Source organism: Gardnerella sp. KA00390 (genome assembly GCF_049244075.1).
GTDB classification, from domain to species: Bacteria; Actinomycetota; Actinomycetes; order Actinomycetales; family Bifidobacteriaceae; genus Bifidobacterium; species Bifidobacterium vaginale.
The window spans coordinates 1229514-1248705 of sequence record NZ_CP058372.1 but is presented as its reverse complement, the minus strand read 5'-3'; the positions used below and the strand labels follow the sequence as shown (position 1 = coordinate 1248705).

Sequence of the window (19192 nt, the reverse complement as noted above, 5' to 3'; positions counted from 1 at the left end):
AAATATAAAAGTAGGAAAAATATAGAAGTAAACGAAACCGCAAATGTGTAAGATTCGTGACTCAAGAGTAAGTCGATTAAGCTCTTAAACATTGCGATTGTATTTATAAAGAGATTTTAAAAGGCGTGGCGCTTGCAAACGTGAGTGCCGTAAAGCGTGTTGCATTAAACAAAAAGCAACACTAAAAAATAATAACTAGATTTAATGAGGTATTTATTATGAAAAACAAATTATTCGCATCGCTTCATGCAATTATTTTTGGAATTCTTATTGCTATAGCGCCATTGACATTTGCAAAACCATGCTCAACTGGAGGCATGCACAAAATGGCTAAAATGTCTAAAATGCCTATGATGATGCAACCTATGGCATGCTACTACACCAGCCGCGTGGCTATTGGAATTGGCGTAGTTATTGCAATTCTAGGTATTATTGCGCTATTTGTTAAAGAACACGTTCGTGCTGGCTTAAATATTGCTGTAATCGCTAACTCTCTGTTTATGATTGCTACTACAACGTTCCTTATTGGTGTTTGCAAAAGCCCAATGATGCATTGTGCATCTGTTATGCGTCCAACGTTGATTGTGTTATCTGTACTCGCGTTGGTGTTTGCATCCGTTAGCGTGTATCTCGATACTAAGTCTGCTTGCTAGTGCGCATCTAAGTAATTTACTATGCGAACTATTACATTAAAGCGATTGCCGCTAGAAAACCTAAAGCAAAAGCCGCTTAGAACCGCCGCGTTAATCGTGGTTTCCGCGTGCTTAGCTGCAGTGTTTTTTGGCGGCTCGCTAATCTCACTTAATCTTTCTAATGGTTTAAGTAGTATGCGCGCTCGTCTTGGCGCGGATATTATGGTTATTCCGCAAAACACTTACAATCGTGCGGAAGCGTTGCTAACTAATGGCGGATCTAGCACGTTTTACTTTACGAACAATATTGAGGATTTTGTGCGAAAGTCAAAAGGCGTTGAAAAAGCAAGCGTACAAACTTACATATCTTCTCTATCTGCTGGATGCTGCGCAGAAAAGTTGCAAATCATAGGTTTTGACCCTACGAGTGACTTTGTAATCGCGCCATGGATTTATTCGCAACACAAAAGCGAGCTTAAAAAAGGGCAGATGATTGCAGGCGCAAACGTGCTTGTGTCTTACAAAAATACTGTTCGCTTGTATGGGCACGAATGGCCGATTGTTGCGCAACTTGCTAAAACGGGCACTAGCTTAGATAACTCAGTGTTTGTAAACAGAGATACGATTCCAGCGGTTATTAAATATTCTTCTAAAGTTGGGCACACTGCGATTCCTGCAAAATATGCGCGCAAGGCAGTTAGCGCTGTTCTTGTAAAAGTGAGCAAGGGTTTTAGCGCTCAAAAAGTTGCGGAAAATATTCGTAAAACTAGCGGAATTAAAAGTCTTGGAGTGGTCTTTCCAGGCGGAATTACCGAGCAGACTAAAAAGAGCTTAGAGGTGCTAAATAAGGCGATTTTTCTTGGCATTCTTGCGTTTTGGCTTGTGGGCGTGTTGATTCTTGTGTGCGTTTTTGCATCTTCTACATCGGAGCGCAAGAGGGAATTTGCTTCTCTTAGGATTTTGGGCGCCAATAAGAGCATGCTTCTAAAGATGGTCGCGCGTGAATCGTCTGCGATTGGTTTTGGCGGAGGCGTGATTGGCGTTGCTTTTGCTTCGCTTATTTTGTTCCCATATAATGTTGTTATTTCTCAACAGTTGCAACTGCCGTACTTGGAGTCGAATGTTTGGTTTGTGTGCGCGCTTTCGGCAGTTTCCGTAGCGTTTTCGCTCGCTAGTGTTTTGGTAACTTCTGCGATTATTGTGGGGCGAATCGCAAGCAGGGAAGCGTATTTGACTTTAAGAGATGGCGAATAAAATGGCGAATAAAGTTGTTAGTAACGATTTAGTAGTAAATCTTAAAAATGTCACTCGCGAATTTAAACGCAAAAATAGGAAGTTTATTGCTGTAGACAATGTTAATTTTTCGCTTAAAGCTGGCGACTTTGTTGCGATTGTGGGCAAGTCTGGCAATGGAAAATCTACTCTTTTAAACATGATTGCAGGTCTTTTAAAGCCGACGCGTGGAAACGTTACGATTTTTGGATGCAATATTTCACTGCCTTCTATAAGCGACGAGCAAATTTCTGCGATTCGCGCAAAAAACATTGGTTTTGTTACGCAATCGCAGACGCTGCTTGCTAATTTGAATGTGATAAATAACGTTATTTTGCCTGTTAAGATTTTTGATGCTTCTTCTAAGCGAATAGGCGATTTTACGGAAAAACTTCATCCAGAAGATTGTGTGAATGTGACTTCCTTCGCTATGGATTTGCTTAAGCGACTTAACGTGGACGATCTTGCGCATTGTTATCCACGTGAGCTTTCTGGCGGAGAAATGAGACGCGTTATGATTGCGCGCTCTTTGATTAACAACCCACGTTTACTGCTGTTGGATGAGCCTACGGGCGATTTGGATTCGCAAAACACTCAAACTGTGGTGTCTCTGCTGCGCGATTGTGCGGATTCTGGCGCGGCTGTTTTAGTCGTTACTCACGATGAATCGGTTGCTGCAAGCGCTAACAGTGTTTACACAATGGACTCTGGCATACTTCGTGCACTCTGTGACTGAGCTTTGTTGCGTGAGCGATATTCCGCTTTTTGTTGCTGTTTTTACTGGTTTGAGCTACATTCTCGGGAAAAATTGACGCATTTTGTAGCTTTAATTAGCGTTTTGAGCAACAAAAAGCGTCAACCATTTCCGCACTTTGTACCACATTTGACCTAAATCACGTACAAAAAGCGTACACAGTTTCGTATTCTACGCCGCGGAGTAGTATAAGGAACGATGCCTATTTTTTGTAGGCATTATCTGGAGCCTTAGCCCATCAGTGGGTCGGCGCGCAAGAATTATGGCGTTATTTCAGCGTTTTAATGCTTTCGCGTTCGTGTGTTAGCACGAAGAAGCACTGGAGAGGCCGGCTCAGCGTGAACAATCGTAAATGTTTGGTTCACGTTCCGTTCAGATAACGACAGAATAAAGGATTAGTAATGACTAATATTCAGCGTTCTCGCCGTCAGGTGCGTCTTTCTCGCGCCCTCGGCATCGCTTTGACCCCAAAGGCTCAGCGTATTTTCGAGAAGCGTCCATATGCTCCAGGTGAGCACGGCCGCACTCGTCGTCGTACCGAGTCCGATTACGCAGTACGTCTTCGCGAGAAGCAGCGTCTTCGCGCTCAGTACGGTCTTTCCGAGAAGCAGCTTCGTGCAGCTTACGAAAAGGGTACGCACACTGCAGGTCAGACTGGTGACGCAATGCTCACCGATTTGGAAACCCGTCTTGACGCTTTAGTTTTGCGCGCAGGCTTTGCTCGCACAACCGCTCAGGCTCGCCAGTTTGTTGTGCATCGTCACATTTTGGTAGATGGCAATCTTGTTGATCGCCCATCCTACCGTGTTAAGCCAGGCCAGACCATTCAGGTTCGCGCTAAGAGCCAGACAATGGTGCCATTCCAGATGGCTGCTGAAGGCGTTCATCGTGACGTTTTGCCAGCAGTTCCTGGTTACCTCGATGTGAATCTTGCCTCTTTGAAGGCTACTTTGACTCGTAAGCCGGAAGTCGATCAGATTCCAGTTGAAGTCAACATCCAGTACGTCGTCGAGTACTACGCTCGCTAAATTCTGGATTTCATTCTTAAGGACATACCGCTTGACCCCTGCTGTGCATTGCATAGTGGGGGTCAATGCGTTTTATTTGCTATTCTTCCCGTGTTTTGTAGTTCTGATTGGTGTGTTGGACTACAAAGTGCGGAAGTTTTTCCGCATTTTGTTGTTCAACACGCTGTTTAGAGCTACAAAGTGCGGAAAATACTGCACGAATCGTAGTGCATTTGTATAAAATCAGTATGAACTACGTAAAAGTTGGTTACATGTTGGTGCACATTAACTTTTGTTTGGGATTAGTCGCCAGCAACCGTACATTTTGTAACAAAACAGTTTAATAAAAAAACAAAATCATATATAATTATTCACAATAATATTCGTTATATTACAAAATATAACATTCTGCGAGTGTTGAATCAGAAAATATATAATAGATAACTGAGCGTCTAGTAAGCGTTGTAAGTAAGAAGATACAAGAATAAGAAGTTATACGAAAATAAAAGAAGATAAAGAAGAATAAAGAGACGATGGAGTCAAAGATGTCTCAAATTAGCAATGAAGAAGATGTGAAAGCGGTGCAAGAAGCACAGCAATATATGACTGCGCACAACGCACAGTATGCAGAAGATGTAAGAGACGCAAAAGACGTGTTAAGCAATAACGTTTTTGAAGGGGATGATTTTGTGGAAAAGCCTAAAAAAGTTGCAGGACTTCACAATATTCCAACAACAGCTGGTTTCGCTGGTCCTGGTGGTGGATTTGAAGGTGGCGCTGCAGCAGGATTTGAAATTGATGAAGACGGCACTACGCATAAGAAGGCAGATGAGCGTCAAGTTGAAAAAAGCTTGGAAGACACAGATGCTTTTGATGCAATAGACATTAATGCAATTCGCGCTAGGAACAAGGCTGGCGGCGCAAACCACTCGGTTATTAACAAAATAACCAGCACGGGTGTTGGAGATTCTTCGCTGAGTAGTCTTGTAGCTCAAGCAGAAGAAGAGGCGGCTGAAAACGTGCAGTCTGCGCAATCCACTATGCATTCGGACTCATACCAAGGATTACAGTCGCCAATGCATTCTTCGATAGGAGATAATTCCTTCTACCAAACGCAACAAATTCCGACTGTTCAAACTCCTATTCGAGATTTCGGTGGAGAGTATCCGTATAAGTTGTATCGTCCAGGAACATACGCACGTGAGCATATTCGTATTACGGCAACAAAGCTTTCCGACGGTCGTGACTTTTTCTACATCGACGACAACCCAGAATATGTTAGCGGGCACAAAACAAGGGAGCTGATCGACCCTAGAAAGTTGGCGTATCGCTTTACATCTCATTTTGATAGCGAAGGTAATGAGGTTCCTAGCGAAGTTCCGCAAATGCGTCAGGATCCGCTTACAGGAGACTGGATTCCTATGTCTAGGCTGTGGGCAAAACGACCAGCTCCTGTTCTTAGAGAGAGTTCAAATAGCGATAGCTTAAATAGTGATAGTAATCAGCAATCAAGAATCGACCCATTCGCTGGTAGAAAGCCAGAATCTGAGTATCAAGATGGTGAAATTCCAGACGAAGACTACGACGTTGTTGTTTTTGAAAACCGTTATCCAGCTATGGCTCAGGTTGCAGGAGTGCCAAACACAACAACCTACGTTGATGGCAATCCGCTGTGGAAGCAGGCTCCTGCAGCTGGTCGTTGTGAGGTGATTTGCTTTAGTTCCAACGAAAACATGCTTCCAGCTAATCTTTCTGTTTTGCGAATGCGCACGATTGTTGAAGCCTGGGCGTTTAGAACCGCGGAAATTAGCCAAATTGATGGCATTAAGCAGATTTATCCTTTTGAAAATCACGGCAGCCAAATTGGTGTGACTTTGAATCATCCTCACGGTCAGATTTACGCTTATCCGTTTATTGCTCCTAGATTGGAGCAGGAGTTGCGTCACACAGAGGCTTATTTTGAGCGTACTGGCAGTAATCTTCTTAAGGATTTGATGAATTCGGAGATTGAGGCTAAAAAGCGTGTGATTATGCATAATCATAGTTGGGTTGCGTATGTTCCAGCAGCAGCGCGTTGGCCTCTAGAAGTGCATGTTGCTCCTGTTCGTGATGTTCTTACTTTGGATCAGCTTGACGACCAAGAGCGTTGGGATTTGGCACAAATTTATATAACACTTCTTAGACGTGCTAATAAGTTCTTTGGTTTTAATGGCGACTCTAGTGCTAAATCGTTTGCAGGTTCGGCTGCTTTCGACTTATCTTCTGGTATTAGTGCTGCAAATTCTAGCGAATTTGTTGATTTGCCTTATGTTGCAGCATGGCATCAGGCTCCTGTGCATGATTCTCGTCGTGCGCATTATCGTCTTAATTTACAATTCTTCTCGTTTATGCGAGATGCTAACAAAATCAAGTATTTGGCTGGGTCGGAAGCTGGGATGGCATCTTGGATTTCTGATACAACGCCAGAGCTGATTGCAAGTAGATTCCAAGAATTAGGCGATGTTGATTTGGATTAGTCTGACCTGTATTAGTCTGATTAAACAAATAACAAAGTCAATTTGTGTGAAGCACTGTGGGAAGCACTGTTTAAAGCATTGCATAACACATTGTGTAGAACACTTTATTAAAAGTGAGATGATTAAGTTATGTTGCTGCACCTTTATTTAGTTCGTCATGGTCAAACCATGTTTAATTGCTACAATCGTCTTCAAGGTTGGTCAAATTCTCCTCTTACCAATAAAGGACTTGCAGACGCAGATCGTGCAGCAGAAAAATTAGCTAATGTCATTTTTGCTGCAGCATATTGTTCAGATACAACTCGTGCGCAAGCCACTGCTGAGCGTATTTTAAGCGAAAACGAAAAACACACTCATGCTCGACCACAACTCATAAGCGATATGCATTTTCGTGAGCAATGCTACGGCTATTTTGAAGGCCAAGACATGAATATGGCTTGGTGGGCTGCAGGTGCTCCTCATGGTGCTAAAACATATAACGAGATTGTTGAAAAATTTGGTCTTGCTGCAACTCGAGATATGCTTAAAGAGGCAGACCCATTCCATGATGCTGAGTCGGATATTGAGTATTGGAAGCGTGTTGAGGGCGGTTTTAAAATAATCGCCAGCAATCCAGTGTTAAAAGATGGGGATAGTGTTTTGCAAATATCTCACGGGAACACGCTTTTAAGTCTTATGCATCGTTTTGCGCCTGCTGGTTACGATTTGAGCGAGCGTCCGCAAAATGGTAGTGTGACTCGTTTAGATTTTGACACTTCTAAGCCGCTTGATCAGTCTATAACTATTAAGGGTTACAACGAGTAGAGCGTACTGTAAATCCACTTTTATATATTGATATATTAAGGTTGATATATTAAGAAAGATATGTGTTAGTGGTTTACCCGAAGAGTCTTGACTCTTCGTTAATCTTTTAAATACATTGGCGTGGGTTAGTCGCGCGTAAAAACAGCAGGAAAGAGGTTACGATGAGCGTTGGAGACATAGCTGCTCTAATTGCCGCGATTTCGTTTGCGGTTCTTTCTGGTTTTATGATTTATCCTCTGATTAGGTTGGGTAAGATGTTTAATCAGATTGCTCAAACCGTTAAGGAATCAGGTGAACATGCTTTGCCTGCTATTGATGAGTCTGTTACTACAGTAAAGCAAGTAAACAAAACCTTAGAAGATGTTAATGCTGTTACGGATGCTGCTCGCACCACTGCGACTAATGTTGGTGCTCTTACAGATTTGTATGGTGCTTTTCTTGGAAAACCTATTATTAAGATTGCTGCAGCTGGATATGCTCTTAAGGACACTATTAACGCATTCTTCAATAAGCCTACAGTTCCAACGGATTTTTCAGAATCTTCTGCACGCCACGCAGCTAATTCTGGTGAGTCGAGTGAGTCTAAGGGGGAGTGATGTTTAAGCGTTTATTCTGGCTTTGCGTAGGAATAGTAATAGGCGTGATGTCTGTTACTAAGGCTCGCGCTTATATTAAAGGAAAATTCCCAGAAAGTGTTGGAGATTTTTTCTTTGATAAAGATCCGAAGAATCTTACTTTAACCACGATTTTGTCTTTATTTAAGGATTTTAATTCCAGCAGAAAAACTCACGAGTCGCAGCTTAATTCTAAGTATGCTAATAAGTATGCTAAATAAAATAAGCTTGCTAATAAGTCTTGAAAGTTTTTTATAACTAAAGTTTTTATAAGTAAAGTTTTATAATCGAAAATTGGTCTTGCAGATTAATCATTCTGCGACTCGCGCCTTAAAGCATGATGGTATGATATTCTTTTGTGCCGCCCTGTTGCATGGCGTTTTAATATAACACAAGGAGTTCGTACCTATGCGCACAGCAGAAATTGCAAAGCGTTATCTTGACTACTTTGGTAATCATGGTCATATGGTCGTGCCTTCAGCATCGCTGATTTCACCAAATCCAACGACGCTTTTCACGATTGCAGGCATGGTTCCATTCATACCTTATCTTTTGGGAGAGCAAACGCCTCCTTCTCGCAGAATGACGTCTAACCAGAAGTGCGTGCGTACTCTTGATATTGACGAAGTCGGCAAGACTACTCGTCACGGCACGTTCTTCCAGATGGTTGGTAACTTCTCGTTTGGTGATTATTTTAAGGAAGAAGCGATTCACTACGCTTGGGAGCTTTTAACAACTCCGCAAGATAAGGGCGGATACGGATTTGACCCTGAAAAGCTCTGGGTAACTACTTATACCGACGATGATGAAGCTCGTGCAATTTGGAAGAACGAAGGCTTCGACCCAGAGCACATGCAAGTTTTCGGTATGGAAGATAACTTCTGGACCACTGGTGGTCCTGGTCCTGGCGGCCCATGCTCCGAAATCTACGTTGATCGCGGTCCTAAATACGGTAAGGATGGCGGTCCTGCTGCTGACGAATCTCGTTTCATTGAGATTTGGGATTTGGTCTTCGAAAACTTCCAGGTAGATAACGTAAAGTCTAAGACTGATTTGCATATTGTTGGTGAGCTTGACCAGAAGAATATTGATACTGGCGCTGGTTTGGAACGTTTGGCTTACCTTATGCAGGGTAAGGAAAATATTTACGAAACAGACGAAGTTTATCCAGTTATTGAAGCTGCAGAAAAGCTTAGCGGTGTAAAGTACGGCGATAATAATGATGCTGACGTGCGTTTCCGCGTTGTAGCAGATCACGTACGTTCCGCTTTGATGATTATGAGTGATGGTGTGCGCCCAAGTAACGTTGGACGCGGATACGTGCTTCGTCGTCTTCTTCGCAGAACTGTTCGCGCAATGCGCATGCTCGGCGTTCAGGACCCAGTTCTTCCAACCTTGTTCCCAGTTTCTAAGGCTGCAATGGAACCAAGCTACCCAGAACTTAACAACACTTTCCACGAGGTTAGTGAAGCTGCATATGGTGAAGAAGACGCGTTCCGCAGAACTCTTGAAAAGGGCACAACTATTCTTGACCTGGCTGTTGAAAAAGCTAAGAAAGAACACAAGGATGACCCTATTGTTGGCGGCTCGGACGCATTCACTTTGCACGATACTTACGGCTTCCCAATCGAGTTGACTCTTGAGATGGCTGCTGAGCAGGGTGTTAAGGTTGATGAAGCTAAGTTCCGCGAGCTTATGAGCGAGCAGAAAGGTCGCGCTCGCGCGGATGCTTTGAAGAAGCGTCACAATGTGGATGTTAGCGTTTACGACGACATTAAGAAGGAGCTTGAAAAGCCAATCGACTTCCTCGGTTACACTGACTTCTCCAGCCGTTCAAACGTTTTAGCAATTGTTGAAGCCGGTAAGGGTGCTGTTAAAAGCGTTAGCGCTCCTGCAAACGTTGAAGTTATTCTTGATCGCACGCCATTCTATGCTGAGCGCGGTGGTCAGATTGCTGATCAGGGTGAGATTATTTCCGACGACGGCGCAATTTTGGAAGTTGACGACGTTCAGCGACCAATCAAGGATTTGATTGTTCACAGCTGCCGACTTACTGAAGGTACTCTTAGTGTTGGTGCTCCAGTAAACACCAATATTGACCAGGTTCGCAGGGCTGCTTTGGCTCGAAGCCACACCGCTACTCACACTCTTCACAAAGCTTTGCGCGAAGAGCTTGGTCCACAGGCAACTCAGCGCGGTTCTGTAGTTGATCCAGACCGCTTGCGCTTTGACTTCCAGTGGCCAAAGGCTGTTGATAAAGATGCGCTGCTCCGTGTAGAAGCTCGCGTAAACGAGCGTATTCGTGACGATTTGCAGGTTGTTCCAAAGGAAATGCCAATCGATGACGCTTTCAAGCTTGGAGCAATGCACTTGTTCGGCGAAAAGTACGGCGATATTGTGCGCGTTGTTGAGATTGGCGACGGTTGGAGCCGCGAGCTTTGCGGTGGTACTCACGCTAAGAGCACCGGAAAGATTGGTATGGTAACCATTCTTTCGGAATCTTCCATTGGCTCTGGTGTACGCCGTATTGATGCATTGTGCGGCGAAGAGGCGTATGAATATGGTGCTCGTGAGCACGCTTTGGTGGCGCAACTTGCTGGCATGGTTAATGCACGCCCAGATGAGTTAGCTGAGCGCTTGGAGTCTTTGCTCAACAAGATGAAGGATTCAGACCGCAAGCTTTCTTCGGTGTATGAGTCTCAGCTTAATGATGCTGTTCCAGAATTGGTTGAGGCGGCTAAACAAAGTGGCGCAACGGTTAAGCTTGCTGTAAAGAATGTTGGAAACTTTGGTTCCTTCGATGCATTGCGCAAAACAACACTTGATGTTCGTTCTCGCTTAGGTGAGGATACTCCTGTGATTGTGGCGCTGTGTGGCGTGAATGAAGAGGATCGTCCAATGGTGGCGGTGGCGACTAACGACGCCGCGCGTGATCTAGGTGCCAAGGCTGGCGATCTTGTTCGTACTGCTTCCAAGGTGCTTGGTGGCGGTGGCGGCGGCAAGCCAGACTTCGCTCAAGGCGGCGGAACTGATGCTTCTAAGATTGACGAAGCATTGGATGCTGTTAAGAGCGAAGTTGCTAAGCTCGACTAGTGCGTAGCTACACGCTTAAATAAAACGATGCGATCTTTACCAAAAGCGGCACAAAAAATGGTGTGGTTAGGTATTGATTTAGGTGACGCAAGGGTCGGAACAGCTCTTTCCGACCCTGAGCTCACTTTCGCTCATCCTGCCGGGAATGTTCAATCCTATGGTGATTCGTTTAATGCGATTGAAGATGTTTTAAACATTATCGAAGATAATAGTGTTAGTCGTGTTGTAATAGGTCTTCCTTTGCAATTAGACGGAACTGAAGGAAAATCTGCTAAAAAAGCGCGTCGTTGGGGTACTAATTTAGTCAAAAGAATGAAGTCGCTTTTTGATTATGGAGATTGGTCTCTCGATTTTATTCCAGAAGTTGTTTGGAAAGATGAGAGACTAACAACTGTTACGGCGCATAAACAACTGTTAGATGCAGATTTTTCTACTAGGAAGCATCGTCCTATGGTTGATCAGCAGTCAGCAGTGTTGATTTTGCAATCTGCGATTGACGATTATAAGAATGATTGCAAAAATAATTAAAGCAGACAATAGTTACGACAATATTGTGAAATAATGTTATTTTGAAATAATGTCACTGTGAAATAGTAACCATCAGTCCAAGCGGGAGGAAGCGTTTAATGACTGAGAATATCGACGATTTTTTCGATCGAAACGCTAAGTGGAGTCACGAAACTCCTAATCCACCTGTGCCTCCAAAATCGCGCAAAGATTTAAAAGCACAAAAACGACGTAAAAGTAAGAGAAAACGTATAATAGCGTTTATTCTTACGCTAATTTTTGCAGTACTATTTGTTCTTGGATATGGATTATACAGGGTTGCGGTTTACATAAAAACTAACAATCAGTCTACGATTATGGACGATTGGCCAGGACCTGGAAACGGATTCGTTGAGTTTACGATTGAGCCAGGTCAAGGATCTGTAGAAGTTGGGAACAATCTTGTTAAAGCGCAAGTTGTAAAGTCACAATCAACTTTTTCTAATATTGTTGCTGCGAACAACAAGATTTTATACCCAGGAATTTATGCGCTTAAAAAGTATATGAACTCAATTGATGTTGTAAATATTCTTTCAGATCAAAGTAAAGCAGGCGGATTCTTAGACGTTAAAGCAGGAGAACGATCAACAGACGTTATTCGTAAGGCTGCACAAATCTCTGGAATTGACATTGCTCAATTTAACGCGATTCAAAAAACAGACGGAGCGGGGATTTTGCCGCCAGAAGCAGGTGGAAGTTTTGAAGGATGGTTGGAGCCTGGAGTTTACAACGTAAAATCCATGAAATCTGCTACTAAAATACTTGCCAAAATGGTAGATAAGCGTATTCAGAAACTTGATTCATTGGGAGTTCCTAAAGGAAAACTGCGTCAAGATATTCTCAAAATTGCGTCTATTGCGGAAGCGGAAGTAAATAATCGTGAATACTATGGCAAAGTTTCGCGCGTAATATTAAACCGTTTAGCTAAAGACATGCCTTTGGGAATGGACACTACGGTTGCTTACGGTATTGGAATTAAGGCAATTAACCTTACGCAAGCACAATTAGATGATGCAAGTAATCCATACAACACTAGGATTCGCAAAGGATTGCCGCCTACTCCTATAAGTATTCCTGGAGATAATGCTATTCTGGCTTCGCTTAATCCAGAAAAAGGATCATGGATTTATTTTGTTACCACTAACTTAAAGACCGGCGAAACTAAGTTTGCGGATAACTACGATGATTTCTTGAAGATTCGCGACGAGTATAAGCGTTCTAACGAAAACGCCAACTAGCGCGCGAAGGTAATTCGGAGCGCTGAGCTTGCTTAAGGTTGAAAGCACAGTGTGCTTTCAACGCAAGCGAAGACGTTCGCGCGCTTAGAGCGTGCGAACGATTTTCCTTACCTAGTGTTGCGCGAGGTTTGAGTATTTCTCTCCTCGCAAGTCCCGTCGCTACGCTCCTCTTTTATTGCTCGTATAGAAATACATCAAACCTTCTGAATATCTTTAACAATTGCGTACCACTTAATCACCGAGATTCTCGATTTTTCTTCTTCATTCGATGAATCACCATCAAAGATGCTGAGGTTCATCTCATTCAGTGCGAAAAATCTCGAATCTCTACCATACTTGGTGCAATCTGCATAACCACACAAGCCTTTAACCACATTGAGTGAAATTTGTTGCAATGCAATTTTCGCTTATTTAGCATAATCAAATGAGTCAGTTTATTGTTACTTGTTTATTTGCAACACCAACGCTTATATGCATGATTGCAGTGTGTGCGACGGATTTAACAAGCCGCATTGTGCCTAGACTTTGGGTTCTACTAGCTGCTTTTGCACAATCTGCAGCAAACCTTATTTTTTCGCTTATTACTTTTCATAATGTTAATTTTCTTTTGCGCGGATGGCTTTGTGCAGTAACAGTTTTTGCAATCTACGTTTTGACGCAAAAACTTTGTGTGCGCGGAGCACTTGGATTTGGCGATGTTACGTGCGCTTCTATGATCGCTCAAGCTTTGGCGCTATTTGGATTTGATTGCATAATCTACTGGTTTGCATCAATCGGAATATTTGGATTAATTTGGATTTTAGTGTGGAAAATCTGCTCTAAAGTCTGCTTGCGATTTTTCCGCGGGCATCTTGTGCAAAATGAACAAAATAAAATCCCGTTTGTACCCGTATTAGCTGCATCTTCCATAATCGCCGTTATGCTTTGCGGTTTTTTGTAATTACACAAATACGCCAAGCTAGGTAGAGATTCGAGATTTTTCGCAGCGAAAGAGGTGAGCCTCAGCGCCGAAGGTGGTGACTCGCCGAGAGAGCAAGAAAAATCGAGAATCTCAGGCGATTAAGAGATACGCAATTGTTCAAGCATGTAAGAGGGCTGGGTGATTCTTGGTCGAACAGTATAAGAGCGGCAGCCGATACCAAATAATCCAAATGATCAACCACTACAAACAAACTTCAACTCAAAAACAAAATCAAAACCAAATCGGAACAACCGCAACTCTAGACTACACGTAATAGGCGGAGCGTTGTGAGACAAGAATTACCCAGCCCTCGCGCAACGCTAAATAGGAAAGCATGCAACAAATTTCACTCAATATGGTTAAAGGCTTTTTGCGATTTATTTCATAGATTATTAGCAATACTTAGTTGTTAGTAAAATAAAGAATTTAGAATCTAGTATTGATTTAAAATAAAGTACAGTATTAAGTGCAAGAAGTATAACAATAAATATAACGCACAACGCGATTGGAGAAGGCATGCTTAGATGGCAAACGGCAGGGGAGTCGCATGGTGAAGCACTGGTGGCAATGATTGAAGGCGTGCCAGCAGGAGTTAAGATTACTAGCGCAGACATTGTTTCTGCTCTTGCGCGTAGACGACTTGGATATGGTCGCGGAGCGCGAATGAAGTTTGAGCAAGACAAAGTGCGTTTGCTTACAGGCGTTCGCCACGGTGTTACTCTTGGGTCTCCAATTGCTATAGAAATCGCAAATAGTGAGTGGCCAAAGTGGGTGGAAGTGATGAGCGCAGACCCGTTAGACCATGATTTAAGTGTGGAAGGTCGTAACGCGCCGCTTTCTAGGCCTCGCCCAGGGCATGCGGATTTAACGGGCATGCGTAAATATGGTTTTAGTGATGCTCGCGAGGTTTTGGAGCGTTCGAGCGCTAGGGAAACGGCTTCCCGCGTGGCTTTAGGCGCTGTAGCTGATGCGTTTTTGCACCAAGCGTTGGGTGTGCGAACAGTTGCGCATGTTATTGGAATTGGCGGCGAATATATAAACAAAAGTTTACCCCTACCAACTCCAGACGATGTTGATGCGTTGGATGCTTCGCCAGTTCGTACTCTAGATAAAGATGCCGAAGCTCGCATGGTTGCTCGTATTGATGAAGCAAAAGCAAATGCAGATACGCTTGGCGGCGTAGTGGAGGTGCTTGCTTATGGTATGCCTGCTGGAGTTGGAACGTATGTAGAGTCGGATCGCCGTTTGGATGCGGCACTGGCTGCGGCGCTTATGGGAATCCAAGCTATTAAAGGCGTGGAGATTGGAGACGGTTTCGAAGAAGCAAATCGCCCTGGCTCGGTTGCTCACGACGAGATCGTAACAGGAGAAGATGGCAAAATCACGCGACTTAGTAATCGTGCTGGTGGCATTGAAGGTGGAATGTCAAATGGAGAGATAATTCGCGTGCGCGCTGCAATGAAGCCGATTCCGTCCATTCCTCGCGCTTTGCGAACGGTAGATGTGCTTACTGGCCAGCCAGCGCAGGCAATTAATCAGCGCTCCGATTTTACGGCTGTCCCAGCTGCTTCTGTAGTTGCAGAGGCAATGGTTCGATTAACGCTTGCAAAGTATGCGTTAGAAAAGTTTGGTGGAGATTCGCTAGAAGAAACCGCTAGAAATGCTATAAATTACGTTCGATCTTGGAAAGAGCATATGAGATGAGCGAAGAAGATTCCTTGCATGATTCCTTGCCAGATTCGCTTAGAGATTCTTTGAAAGACATTTCGCAAGATGTATCGCAAACTCAAATGCCGTTAGCCGTTATAATCGGCATGCCTGCAGCTGGAAAAACGCGTGTTGGCAAGGAATTAGCGCATATTTTGAATGTTCCTTTTATAGATACAGACGATTTAATTGAGCAAAAAATCAATATGCCGATTGCTCAATATTTTAAGGATTTTGGCGAAGAGTCTTTTAGAGATATTGAAACTCAAATTGTTAGAGATGCTATTTTCCCATATTTTGAGCAATCCGCCCCAATAGTCGCCCTAGGTGGCGGTGCTCCAATGCGTAAGGAGACGCAAGATGTCTTAAGAAAATATACAAAGCTAGGCGGTCGTGTTGTGTATTTGCAAGTAAATGCAAGTGATGCAATTGAGCGCGTAAGCTGGAATTCTAATCGTCCTATGTTAAGCGGCGAAGATGGCGCAAAACGATGGATGGATTTGTTTGATAAGCGTGATCCTGTGTTTTGCAAAGTGGCGAATTTACACGCTCGCGTTTACGGATTAACGCCAAAACCTGCCGCAAGAAAGGTAAAAGATATGATTATGCAACGAATCGTTCATGTAGATGGTAAAGGTATTGAAGATTACGATGTTCATATTGGCGCAGGCGCTATGAGTCTTTTACCTCAAATGCTTGGAAAACAGCCTGTTCGAGTAGCTTTAATTCACACTCAGCCTGTTCAAAGACATAGCGATAAAGCAAGATCTATTTTGCGCGCATCTGGCTACGATGTTTTCGATATTCTTATTCCAGACGCAGAGGCTGGTAAAACTGTTAAGGTTGCGGATTTTGTGTGGTCGCGCCTTGCAAACGCTGGTTTTACGCGTTCAGATGCGATTGTTGGTTTGGGTGGTGGAGCAGCTACGGATTTAGCTGGATTTGTTGCTTCTACTTGGATGCGTGGAATCCGCTACGTAAATTGCCCGACTTCGCTTCTTGCAATGGTAGACGCTTCGACTGGAGGGAAAACTGGTGTAAATACTGCAGCTGGCAAGAATTTGGTTGGTAGTTTTTACACTCCTGTTGGCGTTTTGGCAGATACTTGCGCGTTTTCTACTCTTCCTAACGATATTTTTGTTGAAGGACTTGGAGAAGTTGCAAAATCAGGGTTTATTGGCGATTCTAGCATCTTAAAAATTCTGGAAAATCCTCAAAATGCTATCAAGTTGCGCTCTGTTGATGGTCCTTCTATTTTAGACGATGCAGATTTAAATAATATGGTTTGCGATCTAATAGAAAAAAGCGTGCGCGTTAAGGCATACCACGTTTCTAACGACTTAAAAGAACAAGGTTTGCGCGAGTTTTTGAATTATGGGCATACTTTAGGGCATGCGATTGAGCAAATCGAGCATTTTTCTTGGCGTCATGGAAACGCGGTTGCTGTTGGAATGGTTTTTGCGGCGAGCCTTGCGCAAATTTTGGGCTATTTAAGTCCAGAAGACGTTGAGTATCATCGCTCGCTTTTAAAATCACTTGGATTGCCAATATCTTGGAATGGCGGCGGCAATAATGACGATGCTTTTGCTAAGGTTCTTGACTTGATGCATAAAGATAAAAAAGCTAGAGGCAACACCTTACGATTTGTTGTTTTAGACGGGATTGGAAACCCGATTCACTTAGATAATCCGCCGCTGGAGGCGATTCGCGAAGCGTTTAATAAGATTAGAGGTTAGAAAATGGTAGATGCAGAAAACACTATAAACATCCGTAAAGTTTTAGTAGTAAATGGCCCAAATTTGGGGCGATTAGGCGTTCGCCAGCCAGACGTTTATGGCAGTCAAGATTTTAAAACGTTGTGCGCGCTTTGCAAAAAGTGGGCACAAGAGCTTAATTTACAAGTGGAAGTTCGCCAAAGCGACGACGAAGCGCAAATGGTTCATTGGATGCACGAAGCTGCTGATACTCATACGCCAGTAGTTATGAATCCTGCTGCTTTTACGCACTACAGTTATGCGCTCGCGGATGCTGCGCACATGGTTTTAGATGCTGGAGTGCCACTAATGGAAGTGCATATTTCTAATCCTTCTGCCCGCGATTCTTTCCGGAAAATAAGCGTGATTAGTCCTGTTGCAACTGGAACTATTACAGGCATGGGACTGTATGGATATAAGCTTGCGCTCGAGGCTGTTGCTCATTTGATTTGACTTTGATTTGACTTTTCAATTATTCTTCCGAGTCGAGGCTCGAAGATACTATGGAGTTCCATGGTTAGAAGAAAACATGGTAACTCTCAGGAGCATATTACAAAGCATATTTTTGTCACTGGTGGCGTTGTTTCGTCCCTCGGAAAAGGTCTTACTGCATCTTCATTAGGCAGACTTTTGCGTAGTCGTGGTCTTCACGTTTTACAACAAAAACTCGATCCTTATATCAATGTTGACCCGGGTACAATGAACCCATTCCAACATGGTGAGGTTTACGTTACAGAAGACGGCGCAGAAACAGATCTTGATATTGGTCATTACGAGCGATTCCTCGATGTTTTCTTAAGTCAAAAAGCGAATGTTACAACTGGTCAGATTTATCAGTCTGTGCTTCGTAAGGAGCGTGCTGGCGAATATTTGGGTCAGTGCGTGCAGGTTATTCCGCATATTACTGGCGAAATTAAGTCGCGTATGCGCGCGCAGGCTAGCGACGATGTAGACGTGATTATTACGGAAATCGGCGGTACTGTTGGAGATATTGAGTCCCAGCCATTTTTGGAGGCTGCTCGCGAAGTTCGTCGCGATTTAGGTCCTGAAAACTGCATGTTTGTGCACGTTTCTTTGGTGCCTTATATAGCCGCAGCTCACGAATTAAAGACTAAGCCAACTCAGCATTCTGTGATGATGCTCCGATCTCTTGGCATTTCTCCAGACGCGCTTGTTTTGCGTTCGGATCGTCCGCTTAATCAAGGCATTAAAGACAAAATTTCGCTTATGTGCGATGTTGACGCTGAAGGCGTTGTGAACTGCGTTGACGCTCCAAGCATTTACGATGTGCCGAAAATTTTGTTCAACGAGGGCTTGGATGCTTACGTTGTGCGTGAGCTTGAGCTTCCATTCCACGATGTTGATTGGAACGAGTGGGAAGATTTGCTTGAGCGCGTGCATCATCCAAAGCATGAGCTAAACATTGCAATTGTTGGCAAGTACATTGATTTGCCAGATGCATATCTTTCTGTTACTGAGGCTATTAAAGCTGGCGGTTTTGCAAACTGGGCTAAGGTTAACGTGCGCTGGGTTGCTGCCGACAAGTGCGAAACTCAAGAAGGTGCGGCGGCGGCTCTTGACCAAATGGATGGCATGGTTATTCCAGGCGGCTTCGGAATTCGCGGTATTGAAGGTAAGATTGGCGCTTTGCGTTACGCTCGCGAGCATGGTTTGCCAACGCTTGGTCTTTGCCTTGGCTTGCAATCTATGGTTATTGAGTACGCTCGTCACGTTCTCGGTCTTGAGGATGCTAATTCCACTGAGTTCGAGAAGGATTGTGGCGATCCAGTAATCGCAACTATGGAAGAGCAGAAGGATATTGTGGACGGTAAGGGAGATATGGGTCACACAATGCGACTCGGCTCTTATCCTGCTCTTCTTGAAGAAGGCTCTATTGTTGCTGAGCTTTACGGTACTACGCATGTTACTGAGCGTCACCGTCACCGTTATGAAGTGAACGTGGCGTATAAAGATCGTTTGCGCGAAGCCGGCTTGCGTATTAGCGGTCAAAGCCCAGATGGTAATTTGACTGAGTTTGTGGAGCTTCCAAAGGAAGTTCACCCATTCTATGTGGCAACTCAGGCTCATCCAGAGTTTAAGTCTCGACCAACTAAGCCTCATCCACTGTTTGCTGGTTTAGTGGCGGCTGCTCTTGAACATCAGGCTAGCGAGGCTGAGTAGTATTTACCAATAGGTGAAAAATATAATAAAAATATTTTAAAAATAATTTCAATATTCATTTGATTTTATTTATTAAGTGGTGTAAAATCGTACGTTTGGGTGCGAATTTACAC

At 43.7% G+C, this 19192-nt stretch carries 16 protein-coding genes; all 16 read left to right on the top strand.

Features of this window, described 5'->3' with window-relative positions; all coding sequences use genetic code 11:
• Positions 1-218 precede the first annotated feature (218 nt).
• The 16 genes from HXT53_RS05015 (at position 219) to HXT53_RS04940 (ending at position 19079) form a co-directional block, all read left to right on the top strand.
• Positions 219-653 (top strand): DUF4418 family protein, encoded by a 435-nt coding sequence (locus HXT53_RS05015; RefSeq protein WP_019261389.1) that lies wholly within the window; start codon positions 219-221, stop codon positions 651-653.
• 21 nt (positions 654-674) lie between these two features.
• Positions 675-1886 carry an FtsX-like permease family protein gene (locus HXT53_RS05010; RefSeq protein WP_415698025.1) on the top strand — a complete coding sequence of 404 codons (1212 nt, stop codon included), beginning with the start codon at positions 675-677 and terminating at the stop codon, positions 1884-1886.
• A 1-nt stretch (position 1887) separates the two neighbouring features.
• A complete protein-coding gene (locus HXT53_RS05005) occupies positions 1888-2640 on the top strand; it encodes an ABC transporter ATP-binding protein (RefSeq protein WP_415698026.1) in 753 nt (250 codons plus the stop codon).
• Positions 2641-3059: 419 nt separating this feature from the next.
• Positions 3060-3686 carry a 30S ribosomal protein S4 gene (rpsD, locus tag HXT53_RS05000; protein ID WP_004113375.1) on the top strand — a complete coding sequence of 209 codons (627 nt, stop codon included), beginning with the start codon at positions 3060-3062 and terminating at the stop codon, positions 3684-3686.
• 1100 nt (positions 3687-4786) lie between these two features.
• On the top strand, positions 4787-6181 hold the full coding sequence (galT, locus tag HXT53_RS04995) for a galactose-1-phosphate uridylyltransferase (protein ID WP_415699092.1): 1395 nt from the start codon (positions 4787-4789) through the stop codon (positions 6179-6181).
• A gap of 129 nt (positions 6182-6310) precedes the next feature.
• The gene (locus HXT53_RS04990; protein ID WP_020760022.1) at positions 6311-6985 is read left to right on the top strand and encodes a histidine phosphatase family protein; all 675 of its coding nucleotides are present in this window, start codon (positions 6311-6313) and stop codon (positions 6983-6985) included.
• Between the two features lie 161 nt (positions 6986-7146).
• A complete protein-coding gene (locus HXT53_RS04985; RefSeq protein ID WP_004113368.1) occupies positions 7147-7581 on the top strand; it encodes a DUF948 domain-containing protein in 435 nt (144 codons plus the stop codon).
• Positions 7581-7820, top strand: a complete 240-nt coding sequence (locus HXT53_RS04980; RefSeq protein ID WP_004113365.1) for a hypothetical protein — start codon at positions 7581-7583, stop codon at positions 7818-7820. The genes HXT53_RS04985 and HXT53_RS04980 overlap by 1 nt, the downstream gene beginning before the upstream one ends.
• Positions 7821-8007: 187 nt before the next feature.
• Positions 8008-10692, top strand: coding sequence for an alanine--tRNA ligase (alaS, locus tag HXT53_RS04975; RefSeq protein WP_013399702.1), 2685 nt, complete (start codon positions 8008-8010; stop codon positions 10690-10692).
• A gap of 57 nt (positions 10693-10749) precedes the next feature.
• Positions 10750-11220 carry a Holliday junction resolvase RuvX gene (ruvX, locus tag HXT53_RS04970; RefSeq protein WP_004113362.1) on the top strand — a complete coding sequence of 157 codons (471 nt, stop codon included), beginning with the start codon at positions 10750-10752 and terminating at the stop codon, positions 11218-11220.
• 98 nt (positions 11221-11318) lie between these two features.
• Positions 11319-12476, top strand: coding sequence for an endolytic transglycosylase MltG (mltG, locus tag HXT53_RS04965; protein ID WP_415681859.1), 1158 nt, complete (start codon positions 11319-11321; stop codon positions 12474-12476).
• A gap of 424 nt (positions 12477-12900) precedes the next feature.
• Positions 12901-13416 (top strand): prepilin peptidase, encoded by a 516-nt coding sequence (locus tag HXT53_RS04960; protein WP_004113357.1) that lies wholly within the window; start codon positions 12901-12903, stop codon positions 13414-13416.
• Between the two features lie 537 nt (positions 13417-13953).
• Positions 13954-15141, top strand: coding sequence for a chorismate synthase (aroC, locus tag HXT53_RS04955; protein WP_101887659.1), 1188 nt, complete (start codon positions 13954-13956; stop codon positions 15139-15141).
• Positions 15138-16880 carry a bifunctional shikimate kinase/3-dehydroquinate synthase gene (locus HXT53_RS04950; RefSeq protein ID WP_174142886.1) on the top strand — a complete coding sequence of 581 codons (1743 nt, stop codon included), beginning with the start codon at positions 15138-15140 and terminating at the stop codon, positions 16878-16880. Before aroC ends, HXT53_RS04950 begins: the two co-directional genes overlap by 4 nt.
• Positions 16881-16883: 3 nt before the next feature.
• A complete protein-coding gene (gene aroQ, locus HXT53_RS04945) occupies positions 16884-17351 on the top strand; it encodes a type II 3-dehydroquinate dehydratase (protein ID WP_004113352.1) in 468 nt (155 codons plus the stop codon).
• Between the two features lie 60 nt (positions 17352-17411).
• Positions 17412-19079, top strand: coding sequence for a CTP synthase (locus tag HXT53_RS04940; RefSeq protein WP_004114673.1), 1668 nt, complete (start codon positions 17412-17414; stop codon positions 19077-19079).
• The last annotated feature ends 113 nt before the right edge of the window (positions 19080-19192 follow it).